Source organism: Pseudomonas beijingensis (genome assembly GCF_030687295.1).
Lineage (GTDB): Bacteria > Pseudomonadota > Gammaproteobacteria > Pseudomonadales > Pseudomonadaceae > Aquipseudomonas > Aquipseudomonas beijingensis.
Genome location: NZ_CP117425.1, coordinates 5,778,207 through 5,792,573 on the forward strand (window position 1 = coordinate 5,778,207; position 14,367 = coordinate 5,792,573).

General features: G+C 61.0%; 13 protein-coding genes. 2 read left to right on the forward strand and 11 right to left on the reverse strand.

The genetic code is table 11. From position 1 onward, the window contains the following. Positions 1-222 precede the first annotated feature (222 nt). On the forward strand, positions 223-867 hold the full coding sequence (gene crp, locus PSH84_RS25750) for a cAMP-activated global transcriptional regulator CRP (RefSeq protein ID WP_122566705.1): 645 nt from the start codon (positions 223-225) through the stop codon (positions 865-867). Here crp and PSH84_RS25755 read toward each other — a convergent pair. From PSH84_RS25755 to PSH84_RS25770, 4 genes are read right to left on the reverse strand one after another with little or no spacing between them, the layout of a single operon-like run. Next, positions 864-1,565: a lipoate--protein ligase family protein gene (locus PSH84_RS25755; RefSeq protein WP_122566704.1), complete on the reverse strand. Its 702-nt coding sequence runs from the start codon at positions 1,563-1,565 to the stop codon at positions 864-866. The genes crp and PSH84_RS25755 overlap by 4 nt on opposite strands. 3 nt (positions 1,566-1,568) lie before the next feature. Next, positions 1,569-2,405, reverse strand: coding sequence for an indole-3-glycerol phosphate synthase TrpC (gene trpC, locus PSH84_RS25760; protein ID WP_122566703.1), 837 nt, complete (start codon positions 2,403-2,405; stop codon positions 1,569-1,571). Further along, positions 2,402-3,451: an anthranilate phosphoribosyltransferase gene (gene trpD, locus PSH84_RS25765; RefSeq protein ID WP_122566702.1), complete on the reverse strand. Its 1,050-nt coding sequence runs from the start codon at positions 3,449-3,451 to the stop codon at positions 2,402-2,404. The genes trpC and trpD overlap by 4 nt, the downstream gene beginning before the upstream one ends. Before the next feature lie 9 nt (positions 3,452-3,460). Next, positions 3,461-4,054 carry an aminodeoxychorismate/anthranilate synthase component II gene (locus PSH84_RS25770; protein WP_018928869.1) on the reverse strand — a complete coding sequence of 198 codons (594 nt, stop codon included), beginning with the start codon at positions 4,052-4,054 and terminating at the stop codon, positions 3,461-3,463. 410 nt (positions 4,055-4,464) lie between these two features. On the opposite strand from PSH84_RS25770, the gene estP reads away from it, so the two are divergent. After that, positions 4,465-6,372, forward strand: coding sequence for an esterase EstP (gene estP, locus PSH84_RS25775; RefSeq protein WP_305468666.1), 1,908 nt, complete (start codon positions 4,465-4,467; stop codon positions 6,370-6,372). Between the two features lie 175 nt (positions 6,373-6,547). On the opposite strand, the gene trpE is transcribed toward estP, so the two are convergent. The 7 genes from trpE to PSH84_RS25810 form a co-directional block, all read right to left on the reverse strand. Beyond that, positions 6,548-8,029: an anthranilate synthase component I gene (gene trpE, locus PSH84_RS25780; RefSeq protein ID WP_305468667.1), complete on the reverse strand. Its 1,482-nt coding sequence runs from the start codon at positions 8,027-8,029 to the stop codon at positions 6,548-6,550. Between the two features lie 70 nt (positions 8,030-8,099). Further along, entirely contained in the window at positions 8,100-8,918 is an 819-nt protein-coding gene (locus tag PSH84_RS25785; RefSeq protein WP_122566699.1) for a phosphoglycolate phosphatase, read from the reverse strand. After that, positions 8,915-9,589 (reverse strand): ribulose-phosphate 3-epimerase, encoded by a 675-nt coding sequence (rpe, locus tag PSH84_RS25790; protein WP_122566698.1) that lies wholly within the window; start codon positions 9,587-9,589, stop codon positions 8,915-8,917. Before rpe ends, PSH84_RS25785 begins: the two co-directional genes overlap by 4 nt. Before the next feature lie 78 nt (positions 9,590-9,667). Further along, positions 9,668-10,816 carry an iron-containing alcohol dehydrogenase gene (locus PSH84_RS25795; protein WP_122566697.1) on the reverse strand — a complete coding sequence of 383 codons (1,149 nt, stop codon included), beginning with the start codon at positions 10,814-10,816 and terminating at the stop codon, positions 9,668-9,670. Positions 10,817-11,019: 203 nt separating this feature from the next. Next, positions 11,020-11,844 carry an ABC transporter permease gene (locus PSH84_RS25800; protein ID WP_122566696.1) on the reverse strand — a complete coding sequence of 275 codons (825 nt, stop codon included), beginning with the start codon at positions 11,842-11,844 and terminating at the stop codon, positions 11,020-11,022. Positions 11,845-11,857: 13 nt separating this feature from the next. Further along, positions 11,858-13,105: an ABC transporter permease gene (locus PSH84_RS25805; protein WP_122566695.1), complete on the reverse strand. Its 1,248-nt coding sequence runs from the start codon at positions 13,103-13,105 to the stop codon at positions 11,858-11,860. 202 nt (positions 13,106-13,307) lie between these two features. Beyond that, positions 13,308-14,351, reverse strand: coding sequence for an ABC transporter substrate-binding protein (locus PSH84_RS25810; RefSeq protein WP_122566694.1), 1,044 nt, complete (start codon positions 14,349-14,351; stop codon positions 13,308-13,310). Between the last annotated feature and the right edge of the window lie 16 nt (positions 14,352-14,367).

Here is a 14,367-nt window from a genome sequence, read left to right on the forward strand (position 1 = left end):
CACTGTTAAAAAAGGGTCGCCAGCTTAGCACAGCACCTCGCCCTGACTGCTCTCCGTCTTAGGAAGCTCGTCCTGTCAGTCTGTAGGTAAATTCTCGAATCTATTAAGGACGCCTCTGTTAAGCTGGCGCCAACTCGCTGGCGTATGGCCAGCTTTTATCGATAGCCATTCGCCTCCATAAAAATCAAACCACTACACCGCGCAGTCTTTCGGGATACAACCATGGTTGCCATTACTCCCACGTTCAAGATCAAGAATCTCGACAAACTCTTGATGCATTGTCAGCGTCGCCGCTATCCAGCCAAACACAACATCATTTGCGCAGGAGAACGTTCCGACACGCTGTTTTTCATCATCAAGGGCTCGGTCACTATCCTGATAGAAGATGATGACGGTCGAGAAATGATCATCGCCTACCTCAACTCCGGAGATTTCTTCGGCGAGTTGGGGTTGTTCGAACAGGCGGGCAAGGAGCAGGAGCGCAGTGCCTGGGTGCGAACCAAGATTGAATGTGAAGTTGCGGAAATCAGCTACACCAAATTCCGAGAACTGTCCCTGCAAGACCCGGACATTCTTTACGTCCTCAGCGGACAAATCGCACAGCGCCTGCGCAATACCACCCGCAAGGTCGGTGATTTGGCATTTTTCGACGTTACCGGACGTGTCGCACGTTGCCTGCTGGAATTGTGCAAGCAGCCCGATGCCATGACCCACCCGGACGGCATGCAGATCAAGGTGACCCGCCAGGAGATTGGCCGGATTGTCGGTTGCTCGCGTGAAATGGTCGGTCGCGTACTCAAGGACCTGGAAGAGCGCAACCTGGTCAGCGTCAAAGGCAAGACCATGGTGGTGTTCGGAACGCGTTAAGCCCCCAGCAGCTGGGTCAGCCGTTCCCGGTACAGCGCCTCGAGTCGCGCCACCGCGTGAGGCGCCGGGAATTTTTCGTACAAGGCAATGTGGCTTTCGGCCCGCACTCGCTGCTCCAGGCCACAGGCTTCATTGAAGCGATTGACCGCCGCGACCATGGACTCGCGCTCGTTCTCCAGCAACAGCGCACCATGGACCAGACCCACCGGACGTTGGCCACCCTTGCTCTGGCGCCAGCGCTGAGCGGTGCCGACCATTTTCCGGCCGTCGAGGTTGACGTTGAAGCGCCCGTCGCAAAAGGCCCCTTCCACTTCTCCCAGCGAAGCCACCCCGCCCAATTCATCCAACAACTGGCAGATGGGGTCGCACAACCGGCGATACCCGGTTTCGATGCGGCCGTGGTCGCCTTCGCTGCGTGGTGGGGCGTAGACCAGGGCGATATTGACGGTGGCGGCCGACTGCGGCACCGGCTCACCGCCGGTTTCGCGCAGCAGGACTGGCCAGCCGTGGGAGGCCGATACTTCACAGGCGTGTTCGAACCCTGGCAGGCGACTCAAGCGCCGCGGCATGACCAGCGCGCGATCATTGGGTTGCCAGAACAGCAGGCTGAACTCGGCGTCGCCCGCGCAGATGCTGGCCAACAGGTCCTGTTCGGCTTGCAGGCCAGCTTCGACGGTGAGGGAAATCACTGGCGACATGGATCAGTCCAGCGTCGAGCCGCTCACCGGCAGGCCTCGTTCAGGAAAGAACAGTCGCTGCAATTCCGCACCCGGGTTCTCGGCTCGCATGAATGCCTCGCCCACCAGGAACGAGTACACATCGCTGACTTCCATCAGCTCGACATCGGCCCGGTTGAGGATGCCGCTTTCAGTGATGACCAGGCGATCGCGCGGAATGCGCGGCAACAGGTCCAGGGTGGTTTCCAGGCTGACTTCGAACGTGTGCAGGTTGCGGTTGTTCACGCCGACCAGTTTGGTATCGAGGGTTTTCAAGGCTCGCTCCAACTCGTCGCCATCGTGGACTTCCACCAGGACATCCAGCCCGACACTCTTGGCCACGGCCGCCAACTCGGCCATTTTCACGTCATCCAGGGCGGAAACGATCAACAGCACGCAATCGGCGCCCAGCGCCCGAGCCTCGACGATCTGATACGGGTCGATCATGAAATCCTTGCGGATCACCGGCAACTTGCACGCCGCCCGCGCCTGCTTCAGGTAGTCGTCGGCGCCTTGGAAAAAGTCGACGTCAGTCAGCACCGAGAGGCAGGTCGCACCGCCTTTCTCGTAGCTGCGTGCGATGTCGGCTGGAACGAAGTGCTCACGGATCACGCCCTTACTGGGAGAGGCCTTCTTGATTTCGGCAATCACCGCCGGCTGTTTTTTCTTGGCCTGATCGATCAGAGCCTGGGCAAAACCGCGCGGCGCATCCGCTGAACGCGCCAGGTTTTCCAGCTCGGCCAGACTGACGCGAGCACTGCGCTCTGCCACTTCCTGGGCCTTGCGAGCCAGAATTTTTTCCAGAACCGTTGGCACGCTCATCCTTCGTTCTCCACTTTGAATACGGCGGTAAATGCACCCAACTCTTCGAGTTTTTCCCTGGCCAGGCCAGTGTGCAGTGCATCATGGGCCAGTTCCACGCCTTGCTTGAGGCTGCTGGCGTGGTCGGCGGCGTATAACGCAGCGCCGGCATTGAGCACGATCATCTCAGCGGCTTTCTGGCCGTTCTCGGTCTTGCGGCGACCCAAGGCATCGCGAATCAACTCCAGCGACTGGGCCGGGCCATCGACCGCCAGGCCGTGCAAGCTCTGGCTCTTCATGCCGAGGTCTTCAGGTTCGACCCAATACTCGCTGATCTGATCATTTTTTAGTTCGGCCACGAATGTGGGCGCCGCCAGGCTGAATTCATCCAGGCCATCTTTAGAATGGACCACCAGCACGTGCTTGCTGCCCAGGCGTTGCAGAACTTCTGCCAACGGCCGGCACAACGCCAGGCTGAACACCCCAACCACCTGATGCTTCACACCGGCCGGATTCGTAAGCGGGCCGAGCATGTTGAACAGCGTACGCAGGCCCAGGTCACGGCGCGGCGCGGCAGCGTGTTTCATGGCACTGTGATGGGTCTGGGCAAACATGAAACCAATGCCGACATTGTCGATACAGCGCGCGACTTGAATCGGCGTCAGGTTCAGGTAGATGCCGGCCGCCTCCAGCAGGTCGGCACTGCCGCTCTTGCCCGAGACTGCGCGGTTGCCGTGCTTGGCAACGGTGCAACCGGCCGCCGCGACCACAAACGACGAGGCAGTGGAAACGTTGAAGATATTGGCGCCGTCACCACCGGTGCCGACCACATCGACCACACCGTCCAGCGTCTTGAGTTCGACCTTGTCCGCCAGTTCGCGCATCACCGAAACGGCGCCGACGATTTCATCGATGCTCTCGCTCTTCATGCGCATGGCCATCATGAACGCGCCGATCTGCGCATCCGTGCATTGGCCGGTCATGATTTCGCGCATCACGTCACGCATCTCGTCGGTGCTCAGGTCGAGATGGCCGACGATACGGCTCAGGGCTGTCTTGATATCCATGAAAAGTCCTTAGCGCGTGCCGCCGGTTTGTTTGAGGAAGTTGGCGAACAGCTCGTGGCCCTGCTCGGTGAGAATAGACTCGGGATGAAATTGCACACCCTCGATATTCAATGTCTTGTGGCGCAGCCCCATGATTTCATCCACCGAGCCGTCTTCAAGCTGGGTCCAGGCCGTCAGCTCCAGGCAGTCAGGCAGCGTTTCGCGCTTGACGATCAAGGAGTGGTAGCGGGTGACGGTAAGCGGACGATTGAGTCCCTCGAACACGCCCTTGTCCTCGTGGAATACCGGGCTAGTCTTACCGTGCATGACTTGTCGGGCGCGTACCACATCACCACCGAACGCCTGGCCGATCGACTGATGTCCCAGGCAGACGCCCAGGATCGGCAGCTTGCCGGCGAAATATTTGATGGCCTCGATGGAAATGCCCGCTTCGGTCGGCGTGCACGGGCCGGGGGAAACCACGATGCGCTCAGGCTTGAGGGCTTCGATTTCGGCGATGGTCAGTTCGTCGTTGCGCACGACCTTGACCTCGGAGCCCAGCTCGCCAAGGTATTGCACAACGTTGTAGGTAAAAGAGTCGTAGTTATCGATCATCAGCAACATGGCGTAAGCAACCTATTGAATTCACTGACTTTAAACACAGCCTTCAGAGAGTGACCCGCACGCTGCTGCGCTTGGCGAGGCGATTGATGCCCCGGCGAAGCGGTTCTACAGCGGGTGAAGAAGGCAAATCGGTACAGGTCCGGCGAGGCCGGCGGAGATTGTTCAGGCGCGCCAACGCCAACGGGCGTGTGCCTTGATCATTTGATCCAGAAGTTTGCTGACAATCGACACAGGGGAAGTCTCGTTCATACGTTCCGGCACAGTAGCTTAGCTGGGCGGAGCACGCAATATGACCGTTCTCGAAGGGCTTTGAAACAATCGCGACGTTCCGGATAGATGGCAAAACGCCGAAAGTTTTTGGTACTGTCGTTTCGTTTTCTAACAACAATAAGATAAAAACGGACTTTGCCATGATAAAGAAGACGCTGTTCGTACCGATTGCCGGTTGCTTACTGGCAATGGCCTGCGCCCAGGCGAGCGCCGCCCCCAACCCGTACTCCAAATTCATCGTGTTCGGCGACAGCCTCAACGACGCTGGCCAACTCGCCGACCCGAACGGCCCGCCCGGCTCGACCGCGCGCTATACCAACCGGACCGGTCCGATCTATGCGGACGGCAGCGGTGAAGCCTATTCGGCCAACTCCACCCAACTGCTCGGTGGGCGCCTGGGCTATTCCGCCGACGAGACCGCTGCCTCCACTTCGGCGGTCCGCGCCAACGAAGGGCTGGCAGACGGCAATAACTGGGCGGTGGGCGGTTATCGTACCGACCAGATCCTCGAATCGATTACCGGTGTGTCCGATACCGGCGAGCGCAGCCGTCCCGGCTACCTGCAATCCAATGGCCTGCGCGCCGATCCGAATGCGCTGTATTACCTTTCCGGTGGCGGTAACGACTTCCTTCAAGGCCGGGTATTGAACACCGCACAGGCGAACGCCGCCGCGGACCGCCTGGCCGACAGCGTCCAGGTACTGCAAACGGCCGGTGCCCGCTATGTGATGGTCTGGCTGTTGCCCGACCTGGGCCTGACCCCGGCCCTCAACGGCGGCCCCTTGCAGGACACCTTTTCGCAATTGGGCAATCAGTTCAACCAACAACTGATCACGCGCCTGCAAGGCATCGACGCCGAAATCATTCCACTGAACATTCCTCTTTTGCTGAAGGAAAGCTTCGCCGATCCAGCAAGATTCGGCCTCGCCACCGGCGAGAATCTCACCGCGACCTGCTTCAGCGGCAACGGCTGCACGGAAAACGCCACCTATGGCATCAACAGTGCCACGCCTGATCCCACCAAGCTGATCTACAACGACGCGGTCCATCCAACCGAAACCGGGCAAAAACTGATCGCCGACTACGCCTTTTCCCTGCTCGCGGCGCCCTGGGAGCTGACGCTGCTGCCGGAAATGGCCCACTCGACCCTGCGGGCTCACCAGGATGAGTTGCGCAGCCAGTGGCAATCGGACTGGGAGGACTGGCAGGCGGTCGGCCAGTGGCGAGCCATCGTCGCCGGTGGCGGCCAGCATCTGGACATGGACAGCCAGGGCAGCGGCGCCAGCGCCGACGGCAGCGGCTACAGCCTCAACGTCGGCGGCAGCTATCGCCTCAACGAGGCTTGGCGCGTAGGTGTCGCCGCCGGTCTCTACCGCCAGGACATGGAGGCAGGCCATAACGATTCGCAGTACAAGCTCAACAGCTACCTGGCCACCGCCTTCGCCCAGTTCCAGCAAAACCGCTGGTGGGCCGATGCGGCGCTGACCGGCGGCAAGCTGGATTATGACAACCTGGAGCGCAAGTTCGACCTGGGCGTCAACGAAGCGCAGGAGAAAGGCGACACGGACGGCCATCTCTGGGCATTCAGCACGCGGCTGGGCTACGACATCGCCCAGCCGGGCAGCGAATGGCATCTCTCGCCGTTTGTCAGCGCTGATTATGCGAAGGTGGAAGTCGATGGCTACTCGGAAAAGAGCAACCGCTCCACGGCCCTGACCTTCGATGACCAGACCCGCGACTCGAAACGCCTGGGCATTGGCTTGCAGGGCAAATACAACATCACCCGGCAGACCCAGGTGTTTGGCGAATATGCCCACGAACGCGAGTACGAAGACGACACGCAAAAGGTCAACATCGCCCTCAACAGCCTGCCGGCCAATGACTTCACGCTGGAAGGCTATACGCCACAGAGCCACCTGAACCGCCTGAGCCTGGGGGTCAGCCACAAGTTGACCAAGGACCTGGCGCTGCGGGGCGGCTATACGTTGCGCAAGGATGATGACATGACCCAGCAAGGGGTGAGCCTGGGGGTCAGCCTGGACTTCTGATCGAGGAGAGCCTGTGGGAGCGAGCTTGCTCGCGATAGCGGGGTGTCAGTCGACCGATGGATTGAATAGGACGCCCTCATCGCGAGCAAGCTCGCTCCCACATTTTGATCGAGTTGCGTGAAGGAACTGTGGCGAGGGAGCTTGCTCCCTCGCCACAGTTGTTTGCTGCAGGCCTTCAGTCGCTGGAGGTCTGCTCGGCCAGCGCCACGGCGCGGAACATCGCCCGGCGTTTGTTCAGGGTTTCTTCCCATTCCAATGCCGGCACCGAGTCGGCGACGATACCGCCGCCGGCCTGCACGTGCAGTTCACCGTTCTTGATGACCGCGGTGCGAATGGCAATCGCGGTGTCCATGTTGCCGTTCCAGGCGAAATAACCCACGGCCCCGCCGTACACCCCGCGCTTGACCGGCTCCAGTTCATCGATGATCTCCATCGCCCGGATTTTCGGCGCGCCGGACAAGGTGCCCGCTGGCAGGATCGCCCGCAAGGCATCCATCGCGGTCAGCCCGGCCTTCAACTGGCCGGTAACGTTGGAAACGATGTGCATCACGTTGGAATAGCGCTCGATGACCATCTTCTCGGTGAGTTTCACCGAACCGATTTCCGAGACCCGCCCGGTGTCATTGCGCCCCAGGTCGATCAGCATCAGGTGCTCGGCGATTTCCTTGTCGTCCGACAGCAGGTCCTCTTCCAGCGCCCGGTCAGCCTCCTCCGTGGCGCCACGGGGGCGAGTGCCGGCGATCGGTCGCACGGTGATCAGGTTGTCCTCGACCCGCACCAATACTTCCGGCGAACTGCCCACGACATGGAAGTCGCCGAAGTTGAAGAAGTACATGTAGGGGGTCGGGTTGAAGCAGCGCAGCGCCCGATAGAGATCGATGGGCGCGGCCTTGAAGTCGATGGACATCCGTTGCGATGGCACCACCTGCATGCAGTCGCCGGCGAGGATGTATTCCTTGATGGTATCGACGGCCCGTTCGTAATCGTCCTGGGTGAAACTGGAACGAAACACCGGGTCGGCCGCCGACTGCTTGCTGAAATCCAGGCCGGGACGCGGCGTGATCGGCTGACGGAGTTTTTCCAACAGCGTCTGCAGGCTTTTCTGACCTTGCTCGTAGGCATCTTCCCGGGAAGGGTCGACCAGAACGATGGCGTGCATCTTGCCAGCGAGATTATCGAAGACCACGACGGCGTCGGAGACCATCAGCAATATGTCCGGCACGCCCAGCGGATCGGGGTTTGGACAAGCGCCCAGACGCTTTTCCACGTAGCGCACGCAGTCGTAGCCGAAATACCCCACCAGGCCACCATTGAAGCGCGGCAGGCCGGGGATGGTCGGCACGTTGTAGCGGGCCTTGAAGGTTTCAACGAACGCCAGCGGGTCTTCGACCTCGTGGCTTTCGATTTCGACACCGTCGTGGGTCACGCTGATGCGATGGTCATGGACCCGTAGCACCGTACGGCACGGCAGGCCGATGATGGAGTAACGGCCCCACTTTTCCCCGCCCTGCACCGATTCGAGCAGGTAGGAGTTGGGCTGGTCGGCCAGCTTGAGGTAGATCGACAGCGGCGTGTCGAAGTCGGCCAGGGTTTCGCAGGCAAGGGGGATGCGGTTGTAGCCGGCAGCGGCTAGACGCAGGAATTCTTCGCGGATCATGGGGTGCCTCGTGGCAAGAGGAGCTGACAGTCAGGTATGCAAACGCGCCGGATAACCGGCCAGGATCACGTCAGGCGCGCCAACGCCAGCGGGCCAGGGCCTTCATGACTTTCATCCAGAGTTTGCGAGTGACCACCACGATGGCGTTTCCAGAAGAGGATTGAACAGCGTCGGGCAACGTTATCTCAGCCGCCGGGTCCAGGCAACCGGGAATTAACAGACGCAAATCGTCGATCACCAGCGTCGGAAACTCTTCGGCTATGGGCCGGCCGTGGTTGTAGCCGTAACTCAGCGCTACGCATTTGACCCCTGCCGCCTTGGCCGCCAGCACATCACTGCGCGAGTCGCCGACGAACAAGGATTGGGAGGCCGGGATGTTGGCCATTTTCATCACGAAGAACAGCGCGGCCGGGTCAGGTTTTTTCTGCGGCAAGGTATCGCCGCCGATGATCCAGCGGAAATAACGGCCGATTTTCATCTGGTCCAGCAGCGGTGCGACGAAGCGTTCCGGTTTGTTGGTGATCAGGGCCATTTCCACGCCCTGCTGTTTCAGCCACTTGAGGGTGGACCGCACGCCGGGGTAGACCACTGTCAGTGGGTGATCGCCTTCGTAGGCTTCATTGAACAACCCCAGCGCCCGCTCGGCCTCGGCATCATCGACCCCTTGGGCGTCGATATCATTGGCCAGGGCCCGGCGCACCAACATCGGCGCACCGTTACCCACCCAGTGGCGCACCGAGTCGATGCCGGCGGGCGGGCGTCCGAGCTGGAGCAGCATACTGTCCACGGCCGCCGCGAGGTCCGGGACCGAATCGACCAATGTGCCATCGAGGTCGAACATCACCAGACGCGGCAAGCTGCCGGGGAACAGCTGCTCGAAGCCGCTCATGGGCGCGCCAGGGCCAGTTCGGCGCGCATTTTTGCAATCACCTCTTCGTAGTTCGGTGCGTTGAAGATCGCCGAACCCGCGACGAACGTATCGGCGCCGGCCGCGGCGATTTCACGGATATTGTTCACGTTCACGCCACCGTCGATTTCCAGGCGGATATCACGGCCCGAGGCATCGATCAGCGCACGGGCTTCGCGCAGCTTGTCGAGCGTACCCGGGATGAACTTCTGCCCGCCGAAGCCAGGGTTGACGCTCATCAGCAGGATCATGTCGACCTTGTCCATCACGTACTTGAGCACGTCCAGGGGCGTGGCCGGGTTGAACACCAGGCCGGCCTTGCAACCGCCCTCGCGGATCAACTGCAGGGAGCGGTCGACGTGCAGCGTGGCTTCAGGGTGAAAGGTGATATAGGTGGCACCGGCCTCGATGAAGTCACCAACGATGCGGTCCACCGGGCTGACCATCAGGTGCGCATCGATCGGCGCGGTGACGCCGTACTTGCGCAGCGCTGCGCAGACCATCGGGCCGATGGTCAGGTTGGGTACGTAGTGGTTGTCCATGACATCGAAGTGCACGATGTCGGCCCCGGCGGCCAGAACGTTGTCCACTTCCTCGCCCAGGCGGGCGAAGTCGGCGGAGAGAATCGACGGAGCAATAGCGAAGGGCTGCATGACGCACCTGTTTTGAGCGAAATCACGATGGCGCGCATTGTATACCTCCAGATTTGGCGCGCCCACCGTGACCGTCGATCAATACGCCGCGCGGTAGATCTTCTCGATATCGGCGGCGCTCAGTTGGCGCGGATTGTTGCGCATCAGACGCTCGATCCCCGCCGCTTCCAGCGCCATCGAGGGAATCACGTCCTCGGTCACGCCCAGGCCGCTCAAGCCCTTGGGAATTTCCACGGCGGCACACAGCGCGACCATGGCCTCCACGGCTTCGTCGGCCGCTTCCAGATCACTCAGGTGAGCGGTCTTGAGGCCCATGGCTTCAGCGATGTCGCGCATGCGCTCGACGCAGGCCATTTTGTTCCACGTCATGACATACGGCAGCAACAAGGCGTTGGCGACGCCATGGGACACGTGAAAGCGCCCGCCCAATGGATAGGCCAGCGCATGCACCGCCCCGACCCCGGCATTGCCGAATGCCATGCCGGCCATCAGGCTGGCCGTGGCCATGTCCTCACGGGCTTGCAGGTGCGCGGGGTTGGCATAGGCCTTGGGCAAGGCGCGGGTGATCAGTTTGATTGCGCCGATGGCCAGGGCATCGGTGATCGGCGAAGCATTCAGCGACAGGTAGGCCTCGATCGCATGCACCAGCGCATCGACGCCGCTGGCAGCCGTGACGCTGCGCGGGCAAGTGAGGGTCATCTGTGGGCTGACCAACGCCACGTCCGGCAACAGAAAATCGCTGACGATGCCTTTTTTCAGTTGCGCGGCCTTGTCGGAGAGGATCGCCACGTTGGTGACTTCCGAACCGGTACCGGCCGTGGTGGGGATGGCAATCATGGGCGGGCCTTTGCGCGGCACCTGGTCGACGCCGAACATATCCTGCAGCTCGCCGTGGTACCCGGCATAGACGCCCACGCACTTGGCGATGTCGATGGCACTGCCGCCGCCCAGGCCGATCAGGCCATCGTGACCGCCGTCGCGGTAGGCTTGCATGCAGTCCTCGACAATGGCGATTTCCGGGTCCGGCATGACCCGGTCGAAAATCTCGTAGTCGCGTCCGCCCAGGTGTTGCAGGGCCAGCTCCACGGTGCCGGACTTGACCAGCGCCGCGTCGGTCACGATCAGCGGATTGTCGACATCCAGTCGCGTCAACTCGGCGGCCAGTTGCTCGATGGCAGCGGCACCCGTGATCAGTTTATGGGCGATCTTGAATGAGGAAAGACTCATGTGCGCGGCCTCTTATTCGAGTATGGGCTGGCACAAGGATAGCTCGGTATTTAAGGTTGTCTTCCATTCAGCCCATGAATACACCGCAAATCCATTGTGGGAGCGGGCTTGCTCGCGAATGCGGCGGAACATTCAATATAAATGTCGACTGACACACCGCTTTCGCGAGCAAGCCCGCTCCCACATTGGTTTTGCGTTGGGCCTCAGACCTGGGCAGTACGCAGCTTCTCGCTACGCCCACGCAACCACTCCAGGGTCAGCAGCAGAATCACCGAGAAAGCAATCAGCAAGGTCGCCGCCGCCGCGATGGTGGGGCTGAGGTTTTCGCGGATACCGCTGAACATCTGCCGTGGCAACGTGGCCTGCTCAGGGCCGGCCAGGAACAGGGTCACCACCACTTCATCGAACGACGTCGCGAAGGCGAACAGGGCGCCGGAGATCACGCCTGGGGCTATCAACGGCAGGGTCACCCGACGAAATGCCGTCAGTGGCGAAGCCCCGAGGCTGGCGGCGGCGCGAACCAGGTTGTGATTGAACCCCTGCAAGGTCGCCGACACCGTGATGATGACGAACGGCACACCCAACACGGCATGGACCACGATCAGCGAGAAGAAACTGTTGCCCATCCCCAGCGGTGCGAAGAACAGGTAGCTGGCAACGCCGATGATCACCACCGGCACCACCATGGGTGAAATCACCAAGGCCATCACCAGCGCCTTGCCTGGGAAGTCACCGCGAGTCAGGCCAATGGCCGCCAGCGTGCCAAAGATCATCGCCAGCAAGGTCGCCGCCGGGGCCACGATAATGCTGTTCTTCAACGCCCGCATCCATTCCGCCGAGGCGAAGAAATCGTGGTACCACTGCAGCGAGAAGCCTTGCAGCGGGTACACCAGGAAGCTGCCGGAGTTGAACGACAGTGGAATGATCACCAGCACCGGCAGGATCAGGAACAACAGGATCAACCCGCAGAGTATGCGCAGACTGTAGAACCACACCCGTTCGATGGGGGACATGTAAGGACTCACCATTTTCGATCTCCCCTTAGCTCAGGCGCAGGCGACTGGCGCCCACCAGCCAGCTGTAAATCAGATAAAGCACGATGGTCGCCAGCAACAGCAGCCCGCCGAGCGCCGTGGCCATGCCCCAGTTGATGCTGGTGTTGGTGTAGAACGCGACGAAGTAGCTGACCATCTGGTCGTTCGGGCTGCCCAGCAGCGCCGGCGTGATGTAGTAGCCGATGGCAAGGATGAACACCAGCAGGCAACCGGCGCCGACACCGGCATAGGTCTGCGGGAAGTACACCCGCCAGAAACTGGCGAACGGATGGCAGCCCAGGGAAATCGCCGCTCGCATGTAGGTGGGCGAGATACCTTTCATCACGCTGTAGATCGGCAGGATCATGAACGGCAGCAGGATATGGACCATGGAGATATAGACACCGGTGCGGTTGAATACCAGTTCCAGGGGCTTATCGATGACGCCCATGGCCATCAGGCCACTGTTGATCAGGCCGCCCGACTGCAGCAGCACGATCCACGCGGCGACTCGCACCAGAATCGAGGTCCAGAACGGTAGCAACACCAGGATCATCAACAGGTTGCTTTGGCGCGACGGCAGGTTCGCCAGCAGGTAGGCCAGCGGATAGGCCAACACCAGGCAGATCGCGGTGATCACCAGGCCCATCCAGAACGTACGGGTGAAAATATCCAGGTAAATCGCCTGGTCGGGGGTGGCCGGGGCCAGTTCGCCGAGGTCATCGATGCGGTGATCGACGGCCGCCAGCAGGTAATACGGGGTGACGTCACTGGTGTTGCGGCGAATCACCTGCCAATACGCCGGGTCGCCCCAACGCTCATCGAGGTTTTCCATGGCTTCTTTATAGGAAGCCGGCTCGGTGGCAAACGGCAACGCCCGAGCAGTCTTGGTCAGCAGGCTGCGATAGCCGGCCAGTTCCATGTTCAAGCGCTTGGACAAGTCGCCCAGGGTCTGATTCTTGCGGGCTTCGGCCAGGTCTTCACTGGCAGCCTTGTACACCGGCTCGCCCGGCAAACCGCGTCCGTCCCAGGCCGCGACGGCAGCGACGGTGCGGGGCATGGCGCCCACCACTTCCGGGTTGCTGACGCTTTTGAACAGCAGCGCCACGATCGGCACCAGAAACACCAGCAACAGAAACAGCACCAGCGGCGCGATCAAGGCCTGGGCCTTCCAGCGGTTGACCCGCTCGGCACGCTTGAGCCGCTGCTTAAGGGTGGGGCTGGTGCCCGCGTTCAGTGGAACGGCGATGGCCATGGCGAACTCCGCAAATCTTTTTATCGTTACAGGGGCGGCGGACCGCCTCTGTTCTTTTGAAACACCCGAGTTGATGCAGGAACCTGTGGGAGCGAGCTGGCTCGCGATGGCTGCGGCACACTCAATACTGAGGTGCCTGACAGACCGCTATCGCGAGCAAGCTCGCTCCCACATGGATCTCATCCGGTTTCAGACCGTCGAGTTACTTGGCCGCCCAGGAGTTGAAACGCTGCTCCAGTTGCTCACCGTTGTCAGCCCAGAAGCTGACGTCGATCTGCACCTGGTTGGCGATGTTTTCCGGGGTGGTCGGCATGTCTTTCAGGACATCCTTGGCCAGCAACGGCACAGCCTGGGTATTGGCCGGGCCGTAGGCGATGTTTTCCGAGTAGGTTTTCTGCTGCTGCGGTGCCACCGAGAAGGCGATGAATTTCTTCGCCGCTTCGGCACGGGTCTTGTCCAGGCCGCGCGGGATGGCCCAGGCGTCGAAGTCGTAGATGCCGCCGTTCCACACCACTTTCAGGTTGCTTTCTTTCTGTACCGCAGCGATCCGGCCGTTGTAGGCCGAGCTCATGACCACGTCACCGGAAGCCAGGTATTGCGGCGGCTGGGCGCCGGCTTCCCACCACTGGATGTTTGGCTTGAGCTCGTCGAGCTTCTTGAACGCACGATCCTGGCCATCTTTGCCAGCCAGCACCTTGTAGACGTCTTTCGGCGCTACGCCGTCGGCCATCAAGGCGAATTCCAGGGTGTACTTGGCACCTTTACGCAGGCCGCGCTTGCCCGGGAATTGCTTGGTGTCCCAGAAGTCCGCCCAACTGGTCGGCGCGGTCTTGAGTTTGTCGGCGTTGTAGGCCAGCACGGTCGACCATACGAAGAAACCTACGCCGCAAGGCTGAATGGCACCCTTGACGTAATCCTCGGCCTTGCCGAACAGGGCCGGATCGAGTTGCTCAAACATGTCCTCGTCACAGCCACGGGACAATTCCGGGGACTCGACTTCCACCAGGTCCCAGGAAACGCTCTTGGTATCGACCATGGCCTTGACCTTGGCCATTTCGCCGTTGTACTCGCCAGCCACGATCTTGCCGTTGCCGGCCGCTTCCCACGGTGCGTAGAAGGCTTTGACCTGAGCCGCCTTGTTCGCCCCGCCGAAAGACACCACGGTCAGGTCCGGGCCCGCCGCCATCGCGCTTGCCGTACCCATCATGCCCAGTGTCAGGGCTGTGAACTTCAGGGATCTCAACATTTATTGTTCTCTCCAC